Raw genomic sequence first — 14714 nt, forward strand, 5'->3', positions numbered from 1 at the left:
CACTTAACGAGTTCGCTACCCGTTGGTAACGCACACCGCCGCCCAGCGTCGCACAGGAGGGCGGCTCGGACGTGAATGCCGCGAAAAGGCACGCGGGGCGGCCCACCCGAAGGTGGACCGCCCCGCTGTGCGGACTGAGGGGACTGCTGAACTACTTGACGGTGACCGTCGCGCCGGCGGCCTCGAGGGCCTCCTTCGCCTTGTCGGCGGCCTCCTTGTTGACCTTCTCCAGCAGCGGCTTCGGCGCGCCGTCGACCAGGTCCTTGGCCTCCTTCAGGCCCAGGCTGGTGAGGGTGCGCACCTCCTTGATGACCTGGATCTTCTTCTCGCCGGCCGACTCGAGAATGACGTCGAACTCGTCCTTCTCCTCAGCGGCCTCGGCCGGGGCGGCCCCGCCCGGGCCGGCGACCGCGGCAACCGCGACGGGCGCGGCGGCGGTGACGTCGAAGGTCTCTTCGAACTGCTTCACGAACTCGCTGAGCTCCAGGAGGGTCATCTCCTTGAAGGACTCGAGCAGCTCGTCGGTGCTGAGCTTCGCCATGGTGGCGTCCTTTCTGATGTGCCGGATCAGCCGGCGGTTGGGTTACTTACTCCGCCGGCTCGGCGGGAACTTCGGGTGCAGCCTCGGTGGGAACCTCGGCCTCGGCTGCCGCCTCGGCGGGATCGGCTGCCGCCTCGGCAGGCTTCTTCTCCTCCAAGGCCTTGGCCAGGCGGGCCATCTGCGACAGCGGTGCCTGGAACAGGCCGGCTGCGCGCGTCGGCAGCGCCTTGAGCGCCCCGGCCAGCTTGGACAGCAGTACCTCGCGCGATTCGAGGTCGGCGATCTTGGCCATCTCGGCGGCGCTGAGCAGCTTGCCGTCGAGCACGCCCGCCTTGATGACGAGCATCGGGTTCGTCTTGGCGAAGTCGCGCAGCCCCTTCGCCGCCTCGACCGGGTCACCGCCCACGAACGCGATCGCGGTCGGGCCGGTGAACAGGCTGTCGTCGATCGTCAGCCCGGCGTCGGCCGCGGCGCGCTTGGTCAGGGTGTTCTTCACGACCGCGTAGGTGGTGTCCTTGCCCAGGGCGCGACGCAGTTGGGTCACCTGCTTGACGGTCAGCCCGCGGTACTCGGTGATGACCGCCGCGGACGAGTTGGTGAACTGCTCGGTGATCTCGGCGACCGCGCTGAGCTTGTCTGCATTCGGCATGTGCTTCCTCCTCTCCTGTGGTCTCGAGCCGGCCGTCCCGGCACCACCACAGACGAGAAACGCCCCGGCGCAGGGCGCACGGGGCGGCATGATCTGGAGCCGAACCGTCCATCCTGCGCGGGCCGCTCCGGCGCTTGCGGAGGCGTTCGGTCGCGTGTGCGCACGCGACGACCAGCGGTCTTCGGTTGGATCGGTGCCTACGGTACGCGACGGCGTCGCGCCGCTCCAAATCCGGGCGCCCGCCACGACGAGCCGAAGCAGACGAACGGCACCGGGTCCTCGACCGACGCGACAGCGCCGGCCAGCGCGGACGCGGAGTCCGCGCCAGCAACGAGCCGCCGGTGGTAGTCGATCATCGCCTGCTCGGCCAGTTCGTCCCCGACCCGGGCGACGCCCGCCACCACGCTCCGAGTGCCCAGGCGCAGCAGTACCGAGGTCAGCCCGAGGGCCTCGTCCCCGGGGCGGACGGTGGCCAGCCCCAGCTCACATGCCGACAGCACCACGTGCTCCGGCGTGCGGGCGGTTCGGTCGAGTTCGTAGGCGAACAGCGGGCCGTCGGCGAGACGCACCGACGAGAACAGCGGGTTCTCGGTCTGGTGCACGCCGTGTGCCGCGACGTGCAGGAGCGTGCTGCGCGCCATCGCGTCCAGCGCGGCCGAGCACGTCGGCTGCGGGACCGCCGCGTCCCAGATGTCGGCGACCTGCTTCGCCTCGTCGTGAGCGCGTTGCAGGTCGGGCCCGGACAGCGCGGTAGCGGCGAAGCGGCGGCGGCGCGCACGGGACTCGGCCGCCCGCAGCCACGCCGTCGCCGACGGCGCGACCACGACCGGGACTCCCCGCAGCGACGGCAGCAGGCCCCACGGCAGTTGCCCCAGGACGCCGGTCCCGACCACGACGACCGGGCCGGCACCGACGGCGAGCGGCGCGACCAGCTCGGCGTCCAGCCGCTCGGCGGTGCGCCGGAAGGAGCCGAGGACCGCGGCCCGCATCGGCGCGGGCAGTCGCGGCTGGGCCGCCACGTCCAGGTCGGCGCGCGCCCGGCGCACCAGTTCGGTCACGGTCTCGGCCGCGCCGAGCACCTGCATCCGGGCCGAACGTCGATCGACAGTGACGGCGTGCAGTGCCGCGCCCACCTGGACGAACTGCACCAGGACTCCGTGCTCGAGCGCAGCACTGACCTGCTCGATGCCCGCGGGCGCACCGGCCTGTCCGGCTCCGGTCCGGGTCCAGCCACGTTCCTTGATCGCGCGCTCGAGTTCCCGGCGGCGGCTGCGCAGCGCCGCGGGATCTGCCGTTGCGTACCGCTGCGCGTCGATGGTCTGCCGCAGCTCTGCGAGCAGCCGGGCCGCCTGGGGGTCCGCGGGTGGGACGACGGCGGGCAACCTGTTCGTGACGGCGCGCGTTCGCTCGGCCGCGGCGAACAGCACCGCGGCCTTGCCCGTGGCCCCGGCCAGCGCGACGTCCAACTCGGCCAGCCGCCGGCCCAGGACGGCCGCAGCGGTGCTTGCGTCGGTGCTGCCGAAGCTGGCCTGGTGCGCGGCGAGTTCGGCGAGTCCCCTGCCGGCCGTGCGGCGGGCCTCGGCGACCCGGCCGCGGGACGAGCTCAGCCGGGCGCGCACGTAGCGATCGTGCAGACGCGCGGTGATCGGGTCGTTCCTGCCCGGCCGGGGCGTCCCGTGCAGTACCGCGGTTGCCTCGGCAACCTGACCGGCACTCAGATGCGCCTCGGCCGCGATCAGTGCCGCGGTCCGGGCAGGCAGCGGCGTCCCGGCGCTCTCGAACTCGCGCCGCAGCCGAAGGGCCGGGCCGGCGAGGCGCTTGCCCGGTCTGCCGGCCGCGAGGTCGCTCATCAGGAGCACCAGCTCGGCGCTGCGGCGCCAGCGTTCGTTGCCGCGCCGACGGAATCGGTCGCGCGCACGCGCGGCCAGGGCTCGCGCGACGACGACATCGCCGAGGGCGAGGGCACACCGCGCACGCTCCAGCTCCGCCTCGCCCAGGTCCTGGGCGATCCGGGCCCGCGAGAAGATCGCGGCGGCGCGTGCCAGCGCGTCGTCGGCGTCCTGCAGCAGGCCGGCCTCGGTGAGCACCTCGGCCTTGCCGAGCAAGGCGATTCCCGGACTCACCGTGGGATCGAGCTCGCGCGCGCGATCCATCAGGTCGAGCGCGACGGGCAGGTTGCCGCGGAGGAATTCGAGAAAGCCTAGGTTGTGCGTCGCCTTGACCGCGATCACGGTGAGACCGGAGCGCTCGGCCCCGCGCGCGCAGGCGCGCAGATCGGCCGCCGCCGCGTCGAGCGCGGCGAGATCCATATGTGCGACCGAACGGTTGAGCAGCGCACCGCACTTGTCGATGTCGATCGGACCCGGGGCAGCCAGAGCCAGGTCGAATTCGGCGACGGCGTCGCGGAGCCGACCGGCGCGAAGCAGCAGTACCCCGCGCTGGTTGTGCAGCGGGGCGAGCAGCCGTGAACGCACGGCCGGCGGGGGCGCGGTCTCGGCCTCGCTCAGCCGTCCGAGCGCGCCGTCCAAGCCGTACAGCTCGAACTCCGCACTGGCGAGAGTGATCATCACTCGGGCTCGCACGTAGGCGGCGTCAGCGTCCGCGCCGTCCCCGAGGAGCGCCTGCGCCTTGAGCAGCAGTGCCTCGGCCTGGCGCGGCCGCCCACCGTTCATGGCGTCCCGTGCCCGCTGATTCAGCTCCCGGGCGCGTTCGAGCGGTTCGACCTGCCGCACCGGGCGTACGACCTCACAGCTCGATCGACGGCGTGACCACCGGCGACAGCGCGGTGCTGTCCGACGGAGTGAGCAGCAGCCGCGCCATGCCGCGCGGCACCTGATCGAACACGAATCGGCCGTCCGCGTCGGCGTCGGTGCGCAGCGTCTGGCTCTCGGTCCGTAGCTCGACCGCGGCCTCGCCGCCCGGGGCCGCCCACCCGTCCAGCCGCACGGAATCCGCGGAGGCCGGCGTGATCGTGATCATCACGGTCAGGCCGGAGCTGGCGAAGGTGACGGTTCGCGCCTCGGTGGCCTCGGCCGACCGGACGCCGGTGAACTCGGCGGTCCGCTGCAGTTCGGCCACCTCGGCGTGCAGCGCATCCAGCGTGAGGGCGAACTCGATCCGCTCGACCAGCCCGGTCGGCGGCGGGTCGATCTGCTCGTACAGCGCGGCCACCCGCGCGAGGACGCGGTCGTCGTCGTCGTCGAGCGGAGCGTCGGCAAGATCGGACTGCCGCGGTGCGGGACTCATCAGTTCACCCACTCGGGATCGTTGGCCAGTTGCAGTCGCAGCTTCGCGAGGCATCGCCCGCGGGTCGGGCCGATGCTGCCGATCGGCATGCCGAGCGATTCGGCGACAGCGGCGTAGTCGGGACGGTCCGCGAACGCGATGACCCGCAGCAACGCGCGGCATCGTTCGGGCAGCCGTGCGATGTGCTGCCACAGCCGCGCATCGCCGTCACTGCGAACGACGACCTCTTCGGGCAGGTCGACCACCGGCGTGGCGAGTTCGTCGTCCTCGATCTCGCGCGGCTCGACTCGCGCATCTCGCTTGACCACCCGCCACGACTCGCGGCGCGCGCTCACGATCAGCCACTTGAGCACCGCCTGCGGGTCGGCGATCGAGTCCGCGCCGCGCACGAGGGCGAGCCAGGTGGTCTGCAGCACGTCCTCGGCGATGTCGCGCTCGACACGCTGCGCCCTGACGGTGTGCCAGAGGATCGGAGTCAGGAGCGCCACGAGTTCGCTCAGCTTCGCCTCGTCCCCGGCACGGTAGGCCGAGAACAGGTTCGCGGCGCGGGCCGCGAGCGTCTCAGGTACAGGCTGTACGTCGATCATCGGGGCTCCAGGTTCAACGTCAGACCGGCGGCATCCCAACTGCGTTTGATCATTGCCGCGGCATCGACCGGCAGGCAACTCGTCCCGGCCATCGCGGCGGCGATCTCACCGGCGAGGATCGGCGCGGCGAACGACGTGCCGCTCCACGTGCCGAAACCGCAACTGAAGTTGTCCGGGTCGTAAGCGGCCCGCGTCCCGTCCGCGGCCTCGACGCGGAACGGCGGCTGCCCGGAACCGTCGAACGTCACCGGGAACGTGCTGACCAGGCCGGCGCCGGGCCGGAAGCAGGTGACCCAGTCGCCACCGTTGCTGAACAGCGCGATCGTGCCGTCCGGGTTCCGCGCACCGACGCTGACGATCGGTGCACGGTCCTGGCCGAGCGCGCCGGGGAACGTGGTGAAGGCTGCCGGGAACATCGGCCGCGTCGTCGCATCGTTGCCCGCCGCGGCGACGATGATCACGCCGGTCTGCGCGAGCGCCCGCAACGGGTGCAGCAGCAGCGGATCGAAGGTCACGTCCTCGGGCTGCTCGTGGTAGTAGCCGAGCGAGAGCGAGAGGATGTCGATGATCTCGTCTTCGCGCCCCTCCTGCTGCGCCAACTGCTGGCGCAGCGCGAGCAGGTTCAGCGCGTCGAGCAGCACATGCTCGGGCACCGCGCCGTCGCTGGGCATCACCCGGGCGGACAGGATGTTCGCGTCCGGGCACATCTGGTGGATCAGGCCGGCGATGAAGGTGCCGTGGCCGGAGTCGGAGTCCAGCACGCCCTCGAGCGGATCGGTGATCACGCCGGTGGCCTCGGGATCGGTCGCGGCGTCCTGGAAGCCGATGGCCGCGCCCCCGCAGTGCGGGTCGCGGGTGATCAGCCCGGGCACGGCGTCGAACCACGGGTGCTTGCCGACCCCGGTGTCCAGCACCGCGACCACCGGCCGTCGGCCGGAGAACTCGGCGCTGCGGTGCGGCCGCGCGCCCATCCACTGCACCGGTCCGCGGCCGCCGAACCCCGGCGTGCCGTACGAATCCATCGGCATCGGTGCCGCCGAAGCGCGCGGCGGGAACGGGCTGCCCTGTGTGTGCCGGGTCGCGCTGATCAGGTGGTCGAGGGCGACCTGACGTCCCGCGGCGCCCGCACGGCCGACGTTCCCGCGATAGGTCTGCAGCACCCGCCAGGCGTCCGGCGCCTCGACCGGGCCGGTACCGGTCGGTACGAGATTCACGGCGATGCTGTCATGGACGCTGGGACCGTCGACCCCGGCGCGCCGCGCCAACTCGGCGCGCTGCCGCGATCGTTCCTCGTGCAGCAGCGGCGGCTGCAACGCCAAGCCGTGCTGCGCCGCCGCCTCGGTGAGCGCGTCGCGCGCGGCCGTGTCCGCTACCCCGTGCACGAGCAGGCGGTCGGCGAGGTAGACGGTCGGCATCGCCTGCGGCTGGCCCGGGACCTGGACGGCGGTGCTCGGGTCGAGCACACGAGCGTTGTACCGGCCCAGAAGTGCCGGCGGAACCTGCAGGCTCGGGTCGCGCTCGAAGGGCGGATTGCGCCGCTCGTCCGGATCCGTCATGGATTGACTCCCGTCGTCCGTGGCCCTGACACGTTCGTGCGGTGCGGGCAGTCTAGGGCTCCCCACGGCACACCACCACACCCTGCGATCAACCGGACAGGAGGTGACCGGGACGGATTCTGATACCGGTGTATCAGCGTGGCCGCCGCCCGCTCCTGCCTCACAACGTCGACGGAGGTGGGGACATGGGCAACGGGGGGTTCCATGGACCGGACCGCGTCGACGGCGGGGCCGCCGTCGCCGTGTGGGTGGGACAGGGCGAGGGCGATGGAACCGGTGGGGGCGGCGAGTCGCAAGGGGGATCCGGACAGTTCCGGAGGAAAGCGGCCGCCCCCACCGGTCCTTGGCCCGGCTGGGCCCGGCCACAACTTCTCGACGCTGTCGCCGTCGCCGCGCGCGCGGGTTCGGTCGGCGCGCTCGCGCTCTACCGGGACTGGTTCGCCGCGCCGACCGTCCACGCGGCCGTGCGGCCGCCCGTCCTCGGCCCGCTCGCCGGGCTGTACCGCCGGGCACACGCCGGGAGCGGCACCCGGCGCGAGGTGAACGGCGTTGCCGTGGTCGATCGCGCCGACGTGGTCGGACGGGACGGCTGGTGGCGCACTTGGGGGCCGGCCTGGCGGCCGCTGCGCAGCCGCGAGCAGAGCGTGCGGGTGCTGTTCACGCCGCAGCCGCAGCAGCTCGCCACCTTCGTGGCCACGGTCACCGCGGCGCTGCGCGGGACGCAACTGCCCTGGCTGCTTGCCTGCCCGACCGATCCGCGCCAGTTGCTACGCGCCGGCCATGCCGTGCTGCACCTGCCCGAGCTCGGTTGTGCCGGCGACCTGATCGCGGACGTCACCGGGCTGCTCGCCGAGGCACGTCCGCCGCTGTGCCTACCGCTCGCGCCGGGTGTTGCCGTCGCGAGCGATCCGGGCAACGGCATGACGTTCGGCGAGCACCGCTGCCACCTGATCTCGCTCGCCCTCGGCCTGCCGCGGGCACACCAGGAACCGCTGTCGGCCATCGCCGAGGTGTTCGCGACGCACGGAGTGGACCCCTCCGCGCCCCATCGCTGAGGCGCGCGCGGCCGAATGCCGGCGCCGTCAGGCGTCGATGCGCAGGTCCACGACGGCGGGCAGCCGCGCGCCGGACTGCACCGAGCGCAACGCCAGGTAGAGCCGCGCCCAGCCCTGCTGCGGTGTCAGCTGCCCCGGGACGGCCGCGTGCTCGGTGAGCGCGCCCGCGAACACGATCCGGTGGCCGCCGGTGGCGTAGATGTTCGCCCACTGCGCCGCTTGCGCCGAGGTGTAGATCTGCGGCAGGGCCTGGATGCGTGAGTCGCGCCCGCCGGCCAGCGTGTTCAGCTGCGCCTCGGTCCAGCCCCAGTTGCAGGTGCCGCCGGTGGCGCCGAACCGCGTCGGGCAGCCGTCGGCCGACCCGGCGAAGATCAGCTCCTTGGTGGTGGCCGCGGCGAGGTAGGCGGCCTCCCACTGCTGGGCCTGCGCCTGCGTGCTGTAGAAGTCCGGCTCGATGTCGCTCGCTCCGACGACGCGCACGCCCGCACGGGGCGTCAGCGTGTCGACCACCTTGTTCGCCCAGTCCGCGCCGCGGGCGCTCGCCGGGTAGGTCGCCCAGTCGTTCGCGTCGTTGTTCGTCGCGATGGCCACCGTCACGCCGGACCGGGCGCCGAGACCGGCGAGGTAGCCGTTGAGCGCGGCGGTCAGCTGGGCGTAGCTCAGCGTGCGGTCCGTGGCCGAGAGCAACACACCGGACTTGTCGTTGAGCTGGGCGCCGATGTGCAGCAGCACCAGCCGGCTGCCCGACGCCGCGTCGGCCGCGCCCTCGGCGTGCATGATCGTGGTGTCGCTCGCCGCGCCCGTCAGATTGCGCACGTACCGCCCGACCGACGCCGCGGGCGGGTGGATCGATCTGGCCAGGATGTAGCCGGTGACCGCGGCGGTGACGTTCACCGCGCGCCGCGATCCGTTGTAGACGTCGACCCGGCCTCCGGAGGACAGCGGCACGATCACGGTGTTCGAGGTGGTGTGTCCGGCCGCGAACTGCACGTTCGTCGTGTGCGGGCGGCGGGTGCCCGCGGTCCAGACGACCAGGACGCCCGCGGCACGCGGCGAGAGCGCGGCGACGCTGAGCACGGCGGCGACGGCGTTGACCGGAACGCCCGCCTTGCCGCCGACGTGCACCGAGGCGGACCGCCCGGCGCGCAGGGCGCCCTTGCGGTTGCCCGCAATCCCGGAACGGGTGTCCAGGATGCGCTGCGTCGCCAGCGGGACGAGCGCCCCGGACGTCGTCGGCACACCGGAGCGCAGGTACCCGCTCACATCGACCGCCACGTAGAGCGAGCCACGCGAGGCGTTGGTCAGGGTGATCCGGCCGCCGTTCAACGGGACGACCGCGAGCGTCGAGGTGAGCGGCGTGCGGGCGGCGAACTGCACTGCCCCGTCCGATGGTCGCGCGCCGTGCCACGGGTAGGCGAGCAGCCGGCCGGTCCGGGTCGGCGACATCACGCTGATGGTGACCACGACCGCGCCCGCGGACGTCGGCACGCCGGCGTGGCCGGCGATGCGCGGGCTCATCGAGCGGCCGGCAGGCAGCGGTCCCTTGCCGTTTGCCAGCCGTCCGGTGCGGGTGTCGACCACCCGGCTCGCGCGTAGCGGTCGGTAGCTGCCCGGCTGGCCGGCGCTGCCCGCGGTGTAGTACCCAGTCACGTCGGCGACGACCTGCACCGTGCCGCGCGAGTTGTTGTACAGGTCGATCCAGCCGGTGCGCGATACCGGCACGACGGCGAGGTCAGACGCCGCGGTGTTGCGGGTGAAGCCGACGTTGACGGTCGCCGGACGCCGCGTGCCGCGCGCCCCCGCGACGAGCGATCCGGACCGGGTCGGGGACAGCACGGTCAGCGTGACCGCGACCGCCGCCACTCCCCTGGCCGGGACGTGCGCGCGCCCGCCGATCCGGGTGATCATCGTCCGATGGGCGCGCAACACGCCGTGGTGGCCGCCGCGCCCGGATCGGGTGTCCACGACCCGCGCGGCGTGGACCGGGACATAACTGCCCGCGCTGGTGGTGGCCGCGGCCGCCGGCGGCGGTGCGAGCACCACGACCGCGCCGGACACAGCGAGCACCGCGGCGGTGCTCAGGCTGATCAATGCGAAACGGCCCGGCAGGGTTGCCGGGCCGTTCCTGCGCGATCGGATCATGCCTGCGCGGTGTCCTCGAGCAGGTTGCGGGTGCGGTTGGCGTCGACCGGGATACCCGGGCCCATCGTCGTGGTGAAGGTGACCTTCTTCAGGTACTTGCCCTTCGACGACGACGGCTTGGCGCGCAGCACCTCGTCCAGCGCGGCCGCGTAGTTCTCGACCAACTGCTCGACGCTGAAGGAGGACTTGCCGATGATCAGGTGCAGGTTGGACTGCTTGTCCACCCGGAAGTTGATCTTGCCGCCCTTGATGTCGGTGATCGCCTTCGCGACGTCCGGGGTCACCGTGCCCGTCTTCGGGTTCGGCATCAAGCCGCGCGGGCCGAGCACCCGGGCGATCCGGCCGACCTTGGCCATCTGGTCCGGCGTGGCGATCGCTGCGTCGAAGTCCAGGTACCCGTCGGTGATCTCCTGGATCAGGTCGTCACTGCCGACCTTGTCCGCTCCCGCGGCGCGGGCCTCCTCGGCCTTGTCGCCGGTCGCGAACACGATGACGCGCGCGGTCTTGCCGGTGCCGTGCGGCAGGCTGACCGTGCCGCGGACCATCTGGTCGGCCTTGCGCGGGTCGACCCCGAGCCGCATCGCGACCTCGACGGTGCCGTCGAACTTGGTGGGCGAGGCCTGCTTGGCGATGGTCGCCGCCTCGAGCGGGCTGTAGATCTTGTCGGCCTCGATGAGTTCGGCGGCCTTGCGGTAAGCCTTGCTGCGCTGCATGGTTCTCTTCTTTCTCTAGTGGTTCAGCGGACCGCGACCTTCGCGGCCCTCCCACGTCATCTGTTCTCGTTGAGTGGCGACTTACACGTTCAGTGGCGACCTGTAGCCCGCCACTGAGCCCGGAACCCGCCACTCAACGGGACGGGGACGGGCGCGAGCGCTGATCGCGCCGGTTCAGCCTTCGACGGTGATGCCCATGGAGCGGGCGGTTCCGGCGATGATCTTGGCCGCCTGATCGATGTCGTTCGCGTTCAGGTCCTCCATCTTGGTCTGCGCGATCTCGCGGACCTGCGCCATGGTGACCTTGGCGACCTTGTTCGTGTGCGGCTCGCCGCTGCCCTTCTCGACGCCCGCGGCCTTGAGCAGCAGCCGGGCGGCCGGTGGGGTCTTGGTGACGAAGGTGAACGAGCGATCCTCGTAGACCGAGATCTCGACCGGGACGATCTGCCCGCGCTGCGACTCGGTGGCCGCGTTGTAGGCCTTGCAGAACTCCATGATGTTGACGCCGTGCTGGCCCAGCGCGGGGCCGACGGGCGGCGCCGGGTTCGCCGCGCCCGCCTGGATCTGCAGCTTGATGATCGCGGCGAGCTTCTTCTTCGGAGGCATAGGACTTCTTTTCTTCTCTGGTAGGGCAGGCGGTGTGATGCGTGAACTAGATCTTGGCGACCTGACTGAACGCGAGCTCGACAGGCGTCTCGCGTCCGAAGATCGACACCAGTACGTGCAGCTTCTGGTGCACCGGATCGATCTCGCTGATGGAGGCCGGCAAGGTGGCGAACGGGCCGTCCATGACGGTGACCGACTCGCCGATCTCGAACTCGACCTCGGTGAACTGCGGCTTGTCGGCGGCGGCGGCCCCCGGCTTGCCCGCGGCGACGGCAGCGGCCTTCTGGGTGGCCGGGGCGAGGATCTTGACGACCTCGTCCAGCGTCAGCGGGGACGGCCGGGACGTGGCGCCGACGAAGCCGGTGACCCCGGGGGTGTTGCGGACGGCGCCCCACGACTCGTCGTTGAGGTCCATGCGCACCAGGATGTAGCCGGGGAAGACCTTGCGCTGCACCTGCTGGCGCTTGCCGTTCTTGATCTCGACGACCTCTTCGGTCGGCACCTCGACCTGGAAGATGTAGTCCTCCATGTCCAGGCTCTGGATGCGGCTCTCCAGGTTGGTCTTCACCTTGTTCTCGTAGCCCGCGTAGCTGTGCACCACGTACCAGTCACCGAACTGGGTCTTCAGTTCGCGGCGCAGCGTCTCGACCGGGTCCTCGTCGTCCTGCTCGGCGGCCTGCTCGGCGGCCTCGGCGTCCTGCTCGTCGCCAGCCGCGTCGGCCTGCTCCGCGGCCGCGCCGGCAGCCGGTGCCGCGGGCTCGGCTCCGGCGGGCTCGTCGGCGGCCGGTTCGTCCGCGCCCAGCGCGGACACGTCGTAGTCGTCATCGGGCTCGCCTACCTGCTCGTCGTCGGCTGCTCCCAGCAGGCGAGCGGCGGAAGCGACGTCGGCGGGTCCGCCGGCAACATCCTCGGCGGCTTCGCTGCGCGGTTCGGCGGCACCGCTGCGCGGTTCGGCCGTGGCGAACGGGTTGTCGAGTTCGGGCTTGTCGCCACCTGACGCAGCGGCGTCGTCGTACTCGGACACAGTCTCTCTTCTCTTGCTTGTCGTGCTCGGGTCGGGGCGGTCGTCGGCTCTATCAGCCGAAGACCAGCAGCACCAGCTTCGCGAAGCCGATGTCCAGGCCGGCGACGATCGCGGTCATGATCACCAGAAAGATGATCACCACGATCGAGTAGGTCACCAGCTCGTTACGGGACGGCCACAGGACCTTGCGCAACTCCGAGACACTCTCGCGGGCGAAGCGCGTCGGCCCAGCACCGCGGCCACCCGACGGGCGGGGGGTCGCGGACTCGGTACGAGTCGCGGTCAACGAGCTCTCCTCTCGGACGGGTACTGCCTCACTGCGCAGGGGCGACAGGACTCGAACCTGCAACCGCCGGTTTTGGAGACCGGTGCTCTACCAATTGAGCCACGCCCCTAGGGACCCTGCGCGGGGATCTGCGCGGCCTGCACCGGCGGCTCGCGAGCATGCTGGCGCAGAGCCGCAGCGGACCCCGGTCGCCGAGTCTACGGGTAGGACGCAGGGCGCTCCAACTCCGCTGCGCCAGCGCGGCCCGCGGCCCGCAGGCCGCGCGTAAATCGAGCAGCCGGCATCTGGGACGATGGTGCCATGGGATCGCGCATTTCCGACCGCATCGCCGCCATCGCCGAATCGGCCACGCTCGCCGTGGACGCCAAGGCCAAGGCCCTCAAGGCCGCCGGCCGGCCGGTCATCGGCTTCGGCGCGGGCGAGCCGGACTTTCCCACGCCCGACTACATCGTCGAGGCGGCCGCCGCCGCCTGCCGCGACCCCAAGAACCACCGGTACACGCCGGTCGCCGGGCAGCCGGAGCTTCGTGCGGCCATCGCGGCCAAGACGCTGCGCGACACCGGCTACCAGGTCGACGCCACCCAGGTGCTGGTCACCAACGGCGGCAAGCAGGCCGTCTACAACACCTTCGCGGCGCTGCTCGACCCGGGCGATGAGGTACTGCTCATCGCTCCGTACTGGACGACGTATCCCGAGGCGATCAAGCTGGCCGGCGGCGTACCGGTCGAGGTGATCACCGACGAGACCAGCGGTTACCTGGCCACCGTCGACCAGCTCGAGGCCGCCCGCACGCCGCGCACCAAGGTGCTGCTGTTCGTCTCGCCGTCCAACCCGACCGGCGCGGTGTATCCGCGCGAGCAGATCGTCGCGATCGGCTCGTGGGCGGCCGAGCACGGGCTGTGGGTCGTCACCGACGAGATCTACGAGCACCTGGTCTACGCCGGTGCCGAGAACGTCTCGATCGCCGCGGCCGTGCCGGAACTCGGCGATCGGGTGGTGATCTTGAACGGGGTCGCGAAGACCTACGCGATGACCGGCTGGCGGGTGGGCTGGATGATCGGGCCCACCGACGTGATCAAGGCCGCCACGAACCTGCAGTCGCACGCCACCTCGAACGTGAACAACGTGGCCCAGGTCGCCGCGCTCACCGCGGTCAGCGGTGACCTGTCCGCTGTTGCGCAGATGCGTACCGCGTTCGACCGGCGCCGGCGGATGATCGTGGGCCTGCTTTCGGACATCCCCGGCGTGATCTGCCCCGAGCCCAAGGGGGCGTTCTACGCCTACCCGTCGGTCAAGGGGCTGCTCGGCAAGCCGCTGCGCGGCCGGGTCTCGCACTCGTCCGCCGAGCTGGCCGGGGTGATCCTGGAGGAGGCCGAGGTCGCGGTCGTGCCGGGCGAGGCGTTCGGCACACCCGGGTACCTGCGGCTGTCCTACGCGCTCGGGGACGCGGACCTGGCCGAGGGCATCGGCCGGATCGCCAAGCTGGTCGCCGACGCCGGCTGAACTCCCCCTCTCGGGCGATCAGCGCAGCGCGCCGGCCCGGCGCAAGATCGCGATTGCGGCCGGGAACTGCGTGATGGCCCGGGCGAAGTCGGCCGGAACCGCGATCTGCCACGCGTTGGCGGCCACGTAGCAGCGCATCACCCGGTCCCAACCCGACCGGCCGGCCGCCGTCCGGGCAGCCTCCAACGCCGCCGCGCCCTTCGCGTACGTCACGTTGAAGTAGTCGTACGAGTCGGTGCCGTACGACTCGATCGAGCGGTCGACGTCGCCGCGGTAGCTCAGCCAGGACGCCGCCTCGGGACGGGCGTCGACCAGCCGCTCGGCGTACTCGGCGAACGCCTCGTCCAGCCACGGGTGCAGCGCCTGAGAGTTGCCGACCATCGCGTAGAACCACTGGTGCGCGGTCTCGTGCACCGCGTCGGTCACCGACTCGGACTGCATCTGGATCGATGCCGGGTACTCGATGCCGCCCCCCTGGCTGCCGGGCACCCGCGCGATCGACAGCGACGCGAACGGGTACCGGCCGAACCGGGCAGACAGCTCCCGGATCGCCCGGGCGAAGATCGGCATCAGGGTGTTGCGGGACGCCGTGGTGTACGAGCCGACGCGCAGCGCGACCCCGTCGACCACCGTGTCGGACACGTGGAACGGCCCGACCGCGACGCTGACATCACGCGCCGCCGGGATCCGCGCTCGCCACACCCGGTTCGCGCCGTCGCGCCGCGGCGTGCGCGGGCCGCCGGACATGATCACGACGTCGGCGGCCGGCGCGGTCACGGTCAGCGTGGTGTCCATCGCCTCGCTCG

Annotated in this window: 14 protein-coding genes and 1 tRNA gene; 2 read left to right on the top strand and 13 right to left on the bottom strand. The window is 71.8% G+C overall.

The genetic code is table 11. The features are described from left to right. Window positions 1–151 precede the first annotated feature (151 nt). The 6 genes from rplL to M6B22_RS09025 all read right to left on the bottom strand — a co-directional run bounded on the left by rplL (window position 152) and on the right by M6B22_RS09025 (window position 6579). On the bottom strand, window positions 152–541 hold the full coding sequence (rplL, locus tag M6B22_RS09000; protein ID WP_269445429.1) for a 50S ribosomal protein L7/L12: 390 nt from the start codon (window positions 539–541) through the stop codon (window positions 152–154). 46 nt (window positions 542–587) lie between these two features. After that, window positions 588–1190 (bottom strand): 50S ribosomal protein L10, encoded by a 603-nt coding sequence (gene rplJ, locus M6B22_RS09005; RefSeq protein WP_269445430.1) that lies wholly within the window; start codon window positions 1188–1190, stop codon window positions 588–590. A 197-nt stretch (window positions 1191–1387) separates the two neighbouring features. After that, entirely contained in the window at window positions 1388–3922 is a 2535-nt protein-coding gene (locus tag M6B22_RS09010; protein WP_269445431.1) for a CHAT domain-containing protein, read from the bottom strand. A gap of 13 nt (window positions 3923–3935) precedes the next feature. After that, window positions 3936–4436: a hypothetical protein gene (locus M6B22_RS09015; protein WP_269445432.1), complete on the bottom strand. Its 501-nt coding sequence runs from the start codon at window positions 4434–4436 to the stop codon at window positions 3936–3938. Then, a complete protein-coding gene (locus M6B22_RS09020) occupies window positions 4436–5023 on the bottom strand; it encodes an RNA polymerase sigma factor (protein WP_269445433.1) in 588 nt (195 codons plus the stop codon). Before M6B22_RS09020 ends, M6B22_RS09015 begins: the two co-directional genes overlap by 1 nt. Continuing rightward, window positions 5020–6579 carry a S8 family peptidase gene (locus tag M6B22_RS09025; protein WP_269445434.1) on the bottom strand — a complete coding sequence of 520 codons (1560 nt, stop codon included), beginning with the start codon at window positions 6577–6579 and terminating at the stop codon, window positions 5020–5022. Before M6B22_RS09025 ends, M6B22_RS09020 begins: the two co-directional genes overlap by 4 nt. A 185-nt stretch (window positions 6580–6764) precedes the next feature. Here M6B22_RS09025 and M6B22_RS09030 point away from each other — a divergent pair, with 185 nt between their 5' ends. After that, the gene (locus M6B22_RS09030) at window positions 6765–7634 is read left to right on the top strand and encodes a T3SS effector HopA1 family protein (protein ID WP_269445435.1); all 870 of its coding nucleotides are present in this window, start codon (window positions 6765–6767) and stop codon (window positions 7632–7634) included. 27 nt (window positions 7635–7661) lie between these two features. On the opposite strand, the gene M6B22_RS09035 is transcribed toward M6B22_RS09030, so the two are convergent. The 6 genes from M6B22_RS09035 to M6B22_RS09060 all read right to left on the bottom strand — a co-directional run bounded on the left by M6B22_RS09035 (window position 7662) and on the right by M6B22_RS09060 (window position 12514). After that, window positions 7662–9776 (bottom strand): hypothetical protein, encoded by a 2115-nt coding sequence (locus M6B22_RS09035; protein WP_269445436.1) that lies wholly within the window; start codon window positions 9774–9776, stop codon window positions 7662–7664. Further along, window positions 9773–10489, bottom strand: coding sequence for a 50S ribosomal protein L1 (rplA, locus tag M6B22_RS09040; protein WP_269445437.1), 717 nt, complete (start codon window positions 10487–10489; stop codon window positions 9773–9775). Before rplA ends, M6B22_RS09035 begins: the two co-directional genes overlap by 4 nt. 174 nt (window positions 10490–10663) lie before the next feature. After that, window positions 10664–11095: a 50S ribosomal protein L11 gene (gene rplK / locus M6B22_RS09045; protein WP_269445438.1), complete on the bottom strand. Its 432-nt coding sequence runs from the start codon at window positions 11093–11095 to the stop codon at window positions 10664–10666. A gap of 46 nt (window positions 11096–11141) precedes the next feature. Beyond that, window positions 11142–11960 carry a transcription termination/antitermination protein NusG gene (gene nusG, locus M6B22_RS21995; RefSeq protein WP_407935669.1) on the bottom strand — a complete coding sequence of 273 codons (819 nt, stop codon included), beginning with the start codon at window positions 11958–11960 and terminating at the stop codon, window positions 11142–11144. Window positions 11961–12171: 211 nt separating this feature from the next. Then, the gene (secE, locus tag M6B22_RS09055) at window positions 12172–12405 is read right to left on the bottom strand and encodes a preprotein translocase subunit SecE (RefSeq protein WP_269445440.1); all 234 of its coding nucleotides are present in this window, start codon (window positions 12403–12405) and stop codon (window positions 12172–12174) included. Between the two features lie 36 nt (window positions 12406–12441). Continuing rightward, window positions 12442–12514 (bottom strand) — tRNA-Trp (locus M6B22_RS09060). Between the two features lie 191 nt (window positions 12515–12705). Here M6B22_RS09060 and M6B22_RS09065 point away from each other — a divergent pair. Continuing rightward, complete coding sequence (locus M6B22_RS09065; protein ID WP_269445441.1) at window positions 12706–13908, top strand: pyridoxal phosphate-dependent aminotransferase; 1203 nt, start codon at window positions 12706–12708, stop codon at window positions 13906–13908. Window positions 13909–13926: 18 nt separating this feature from the next. Here the strand turns inward: M6B22_RS09065 and M6B22_RS09070 are convergent, their stop codons facing one another. Further along, entirely contained in the window at window positions 13927–14703 is a 777-nt protein-coding gene (locus M6B22_RS09070) for a M1 family aminopeptidase (protein ID WP_269445442.1), read from the bottom strand. Window positions 14704–14714 lie beyond the last annotated feature (11 nt).

The organism is Jatrophihabitans cynanchi, assembly GCF_027247405.1.
In the GTDB taxonomy this organism is placed as follows: Bacteria; Actinomycetota; Actinomycetes; order Mycobacteriales; family Jatrophihabitantaceae; genus Jatrophihabitans_B; species Jatrophihabitans_B cynanchi.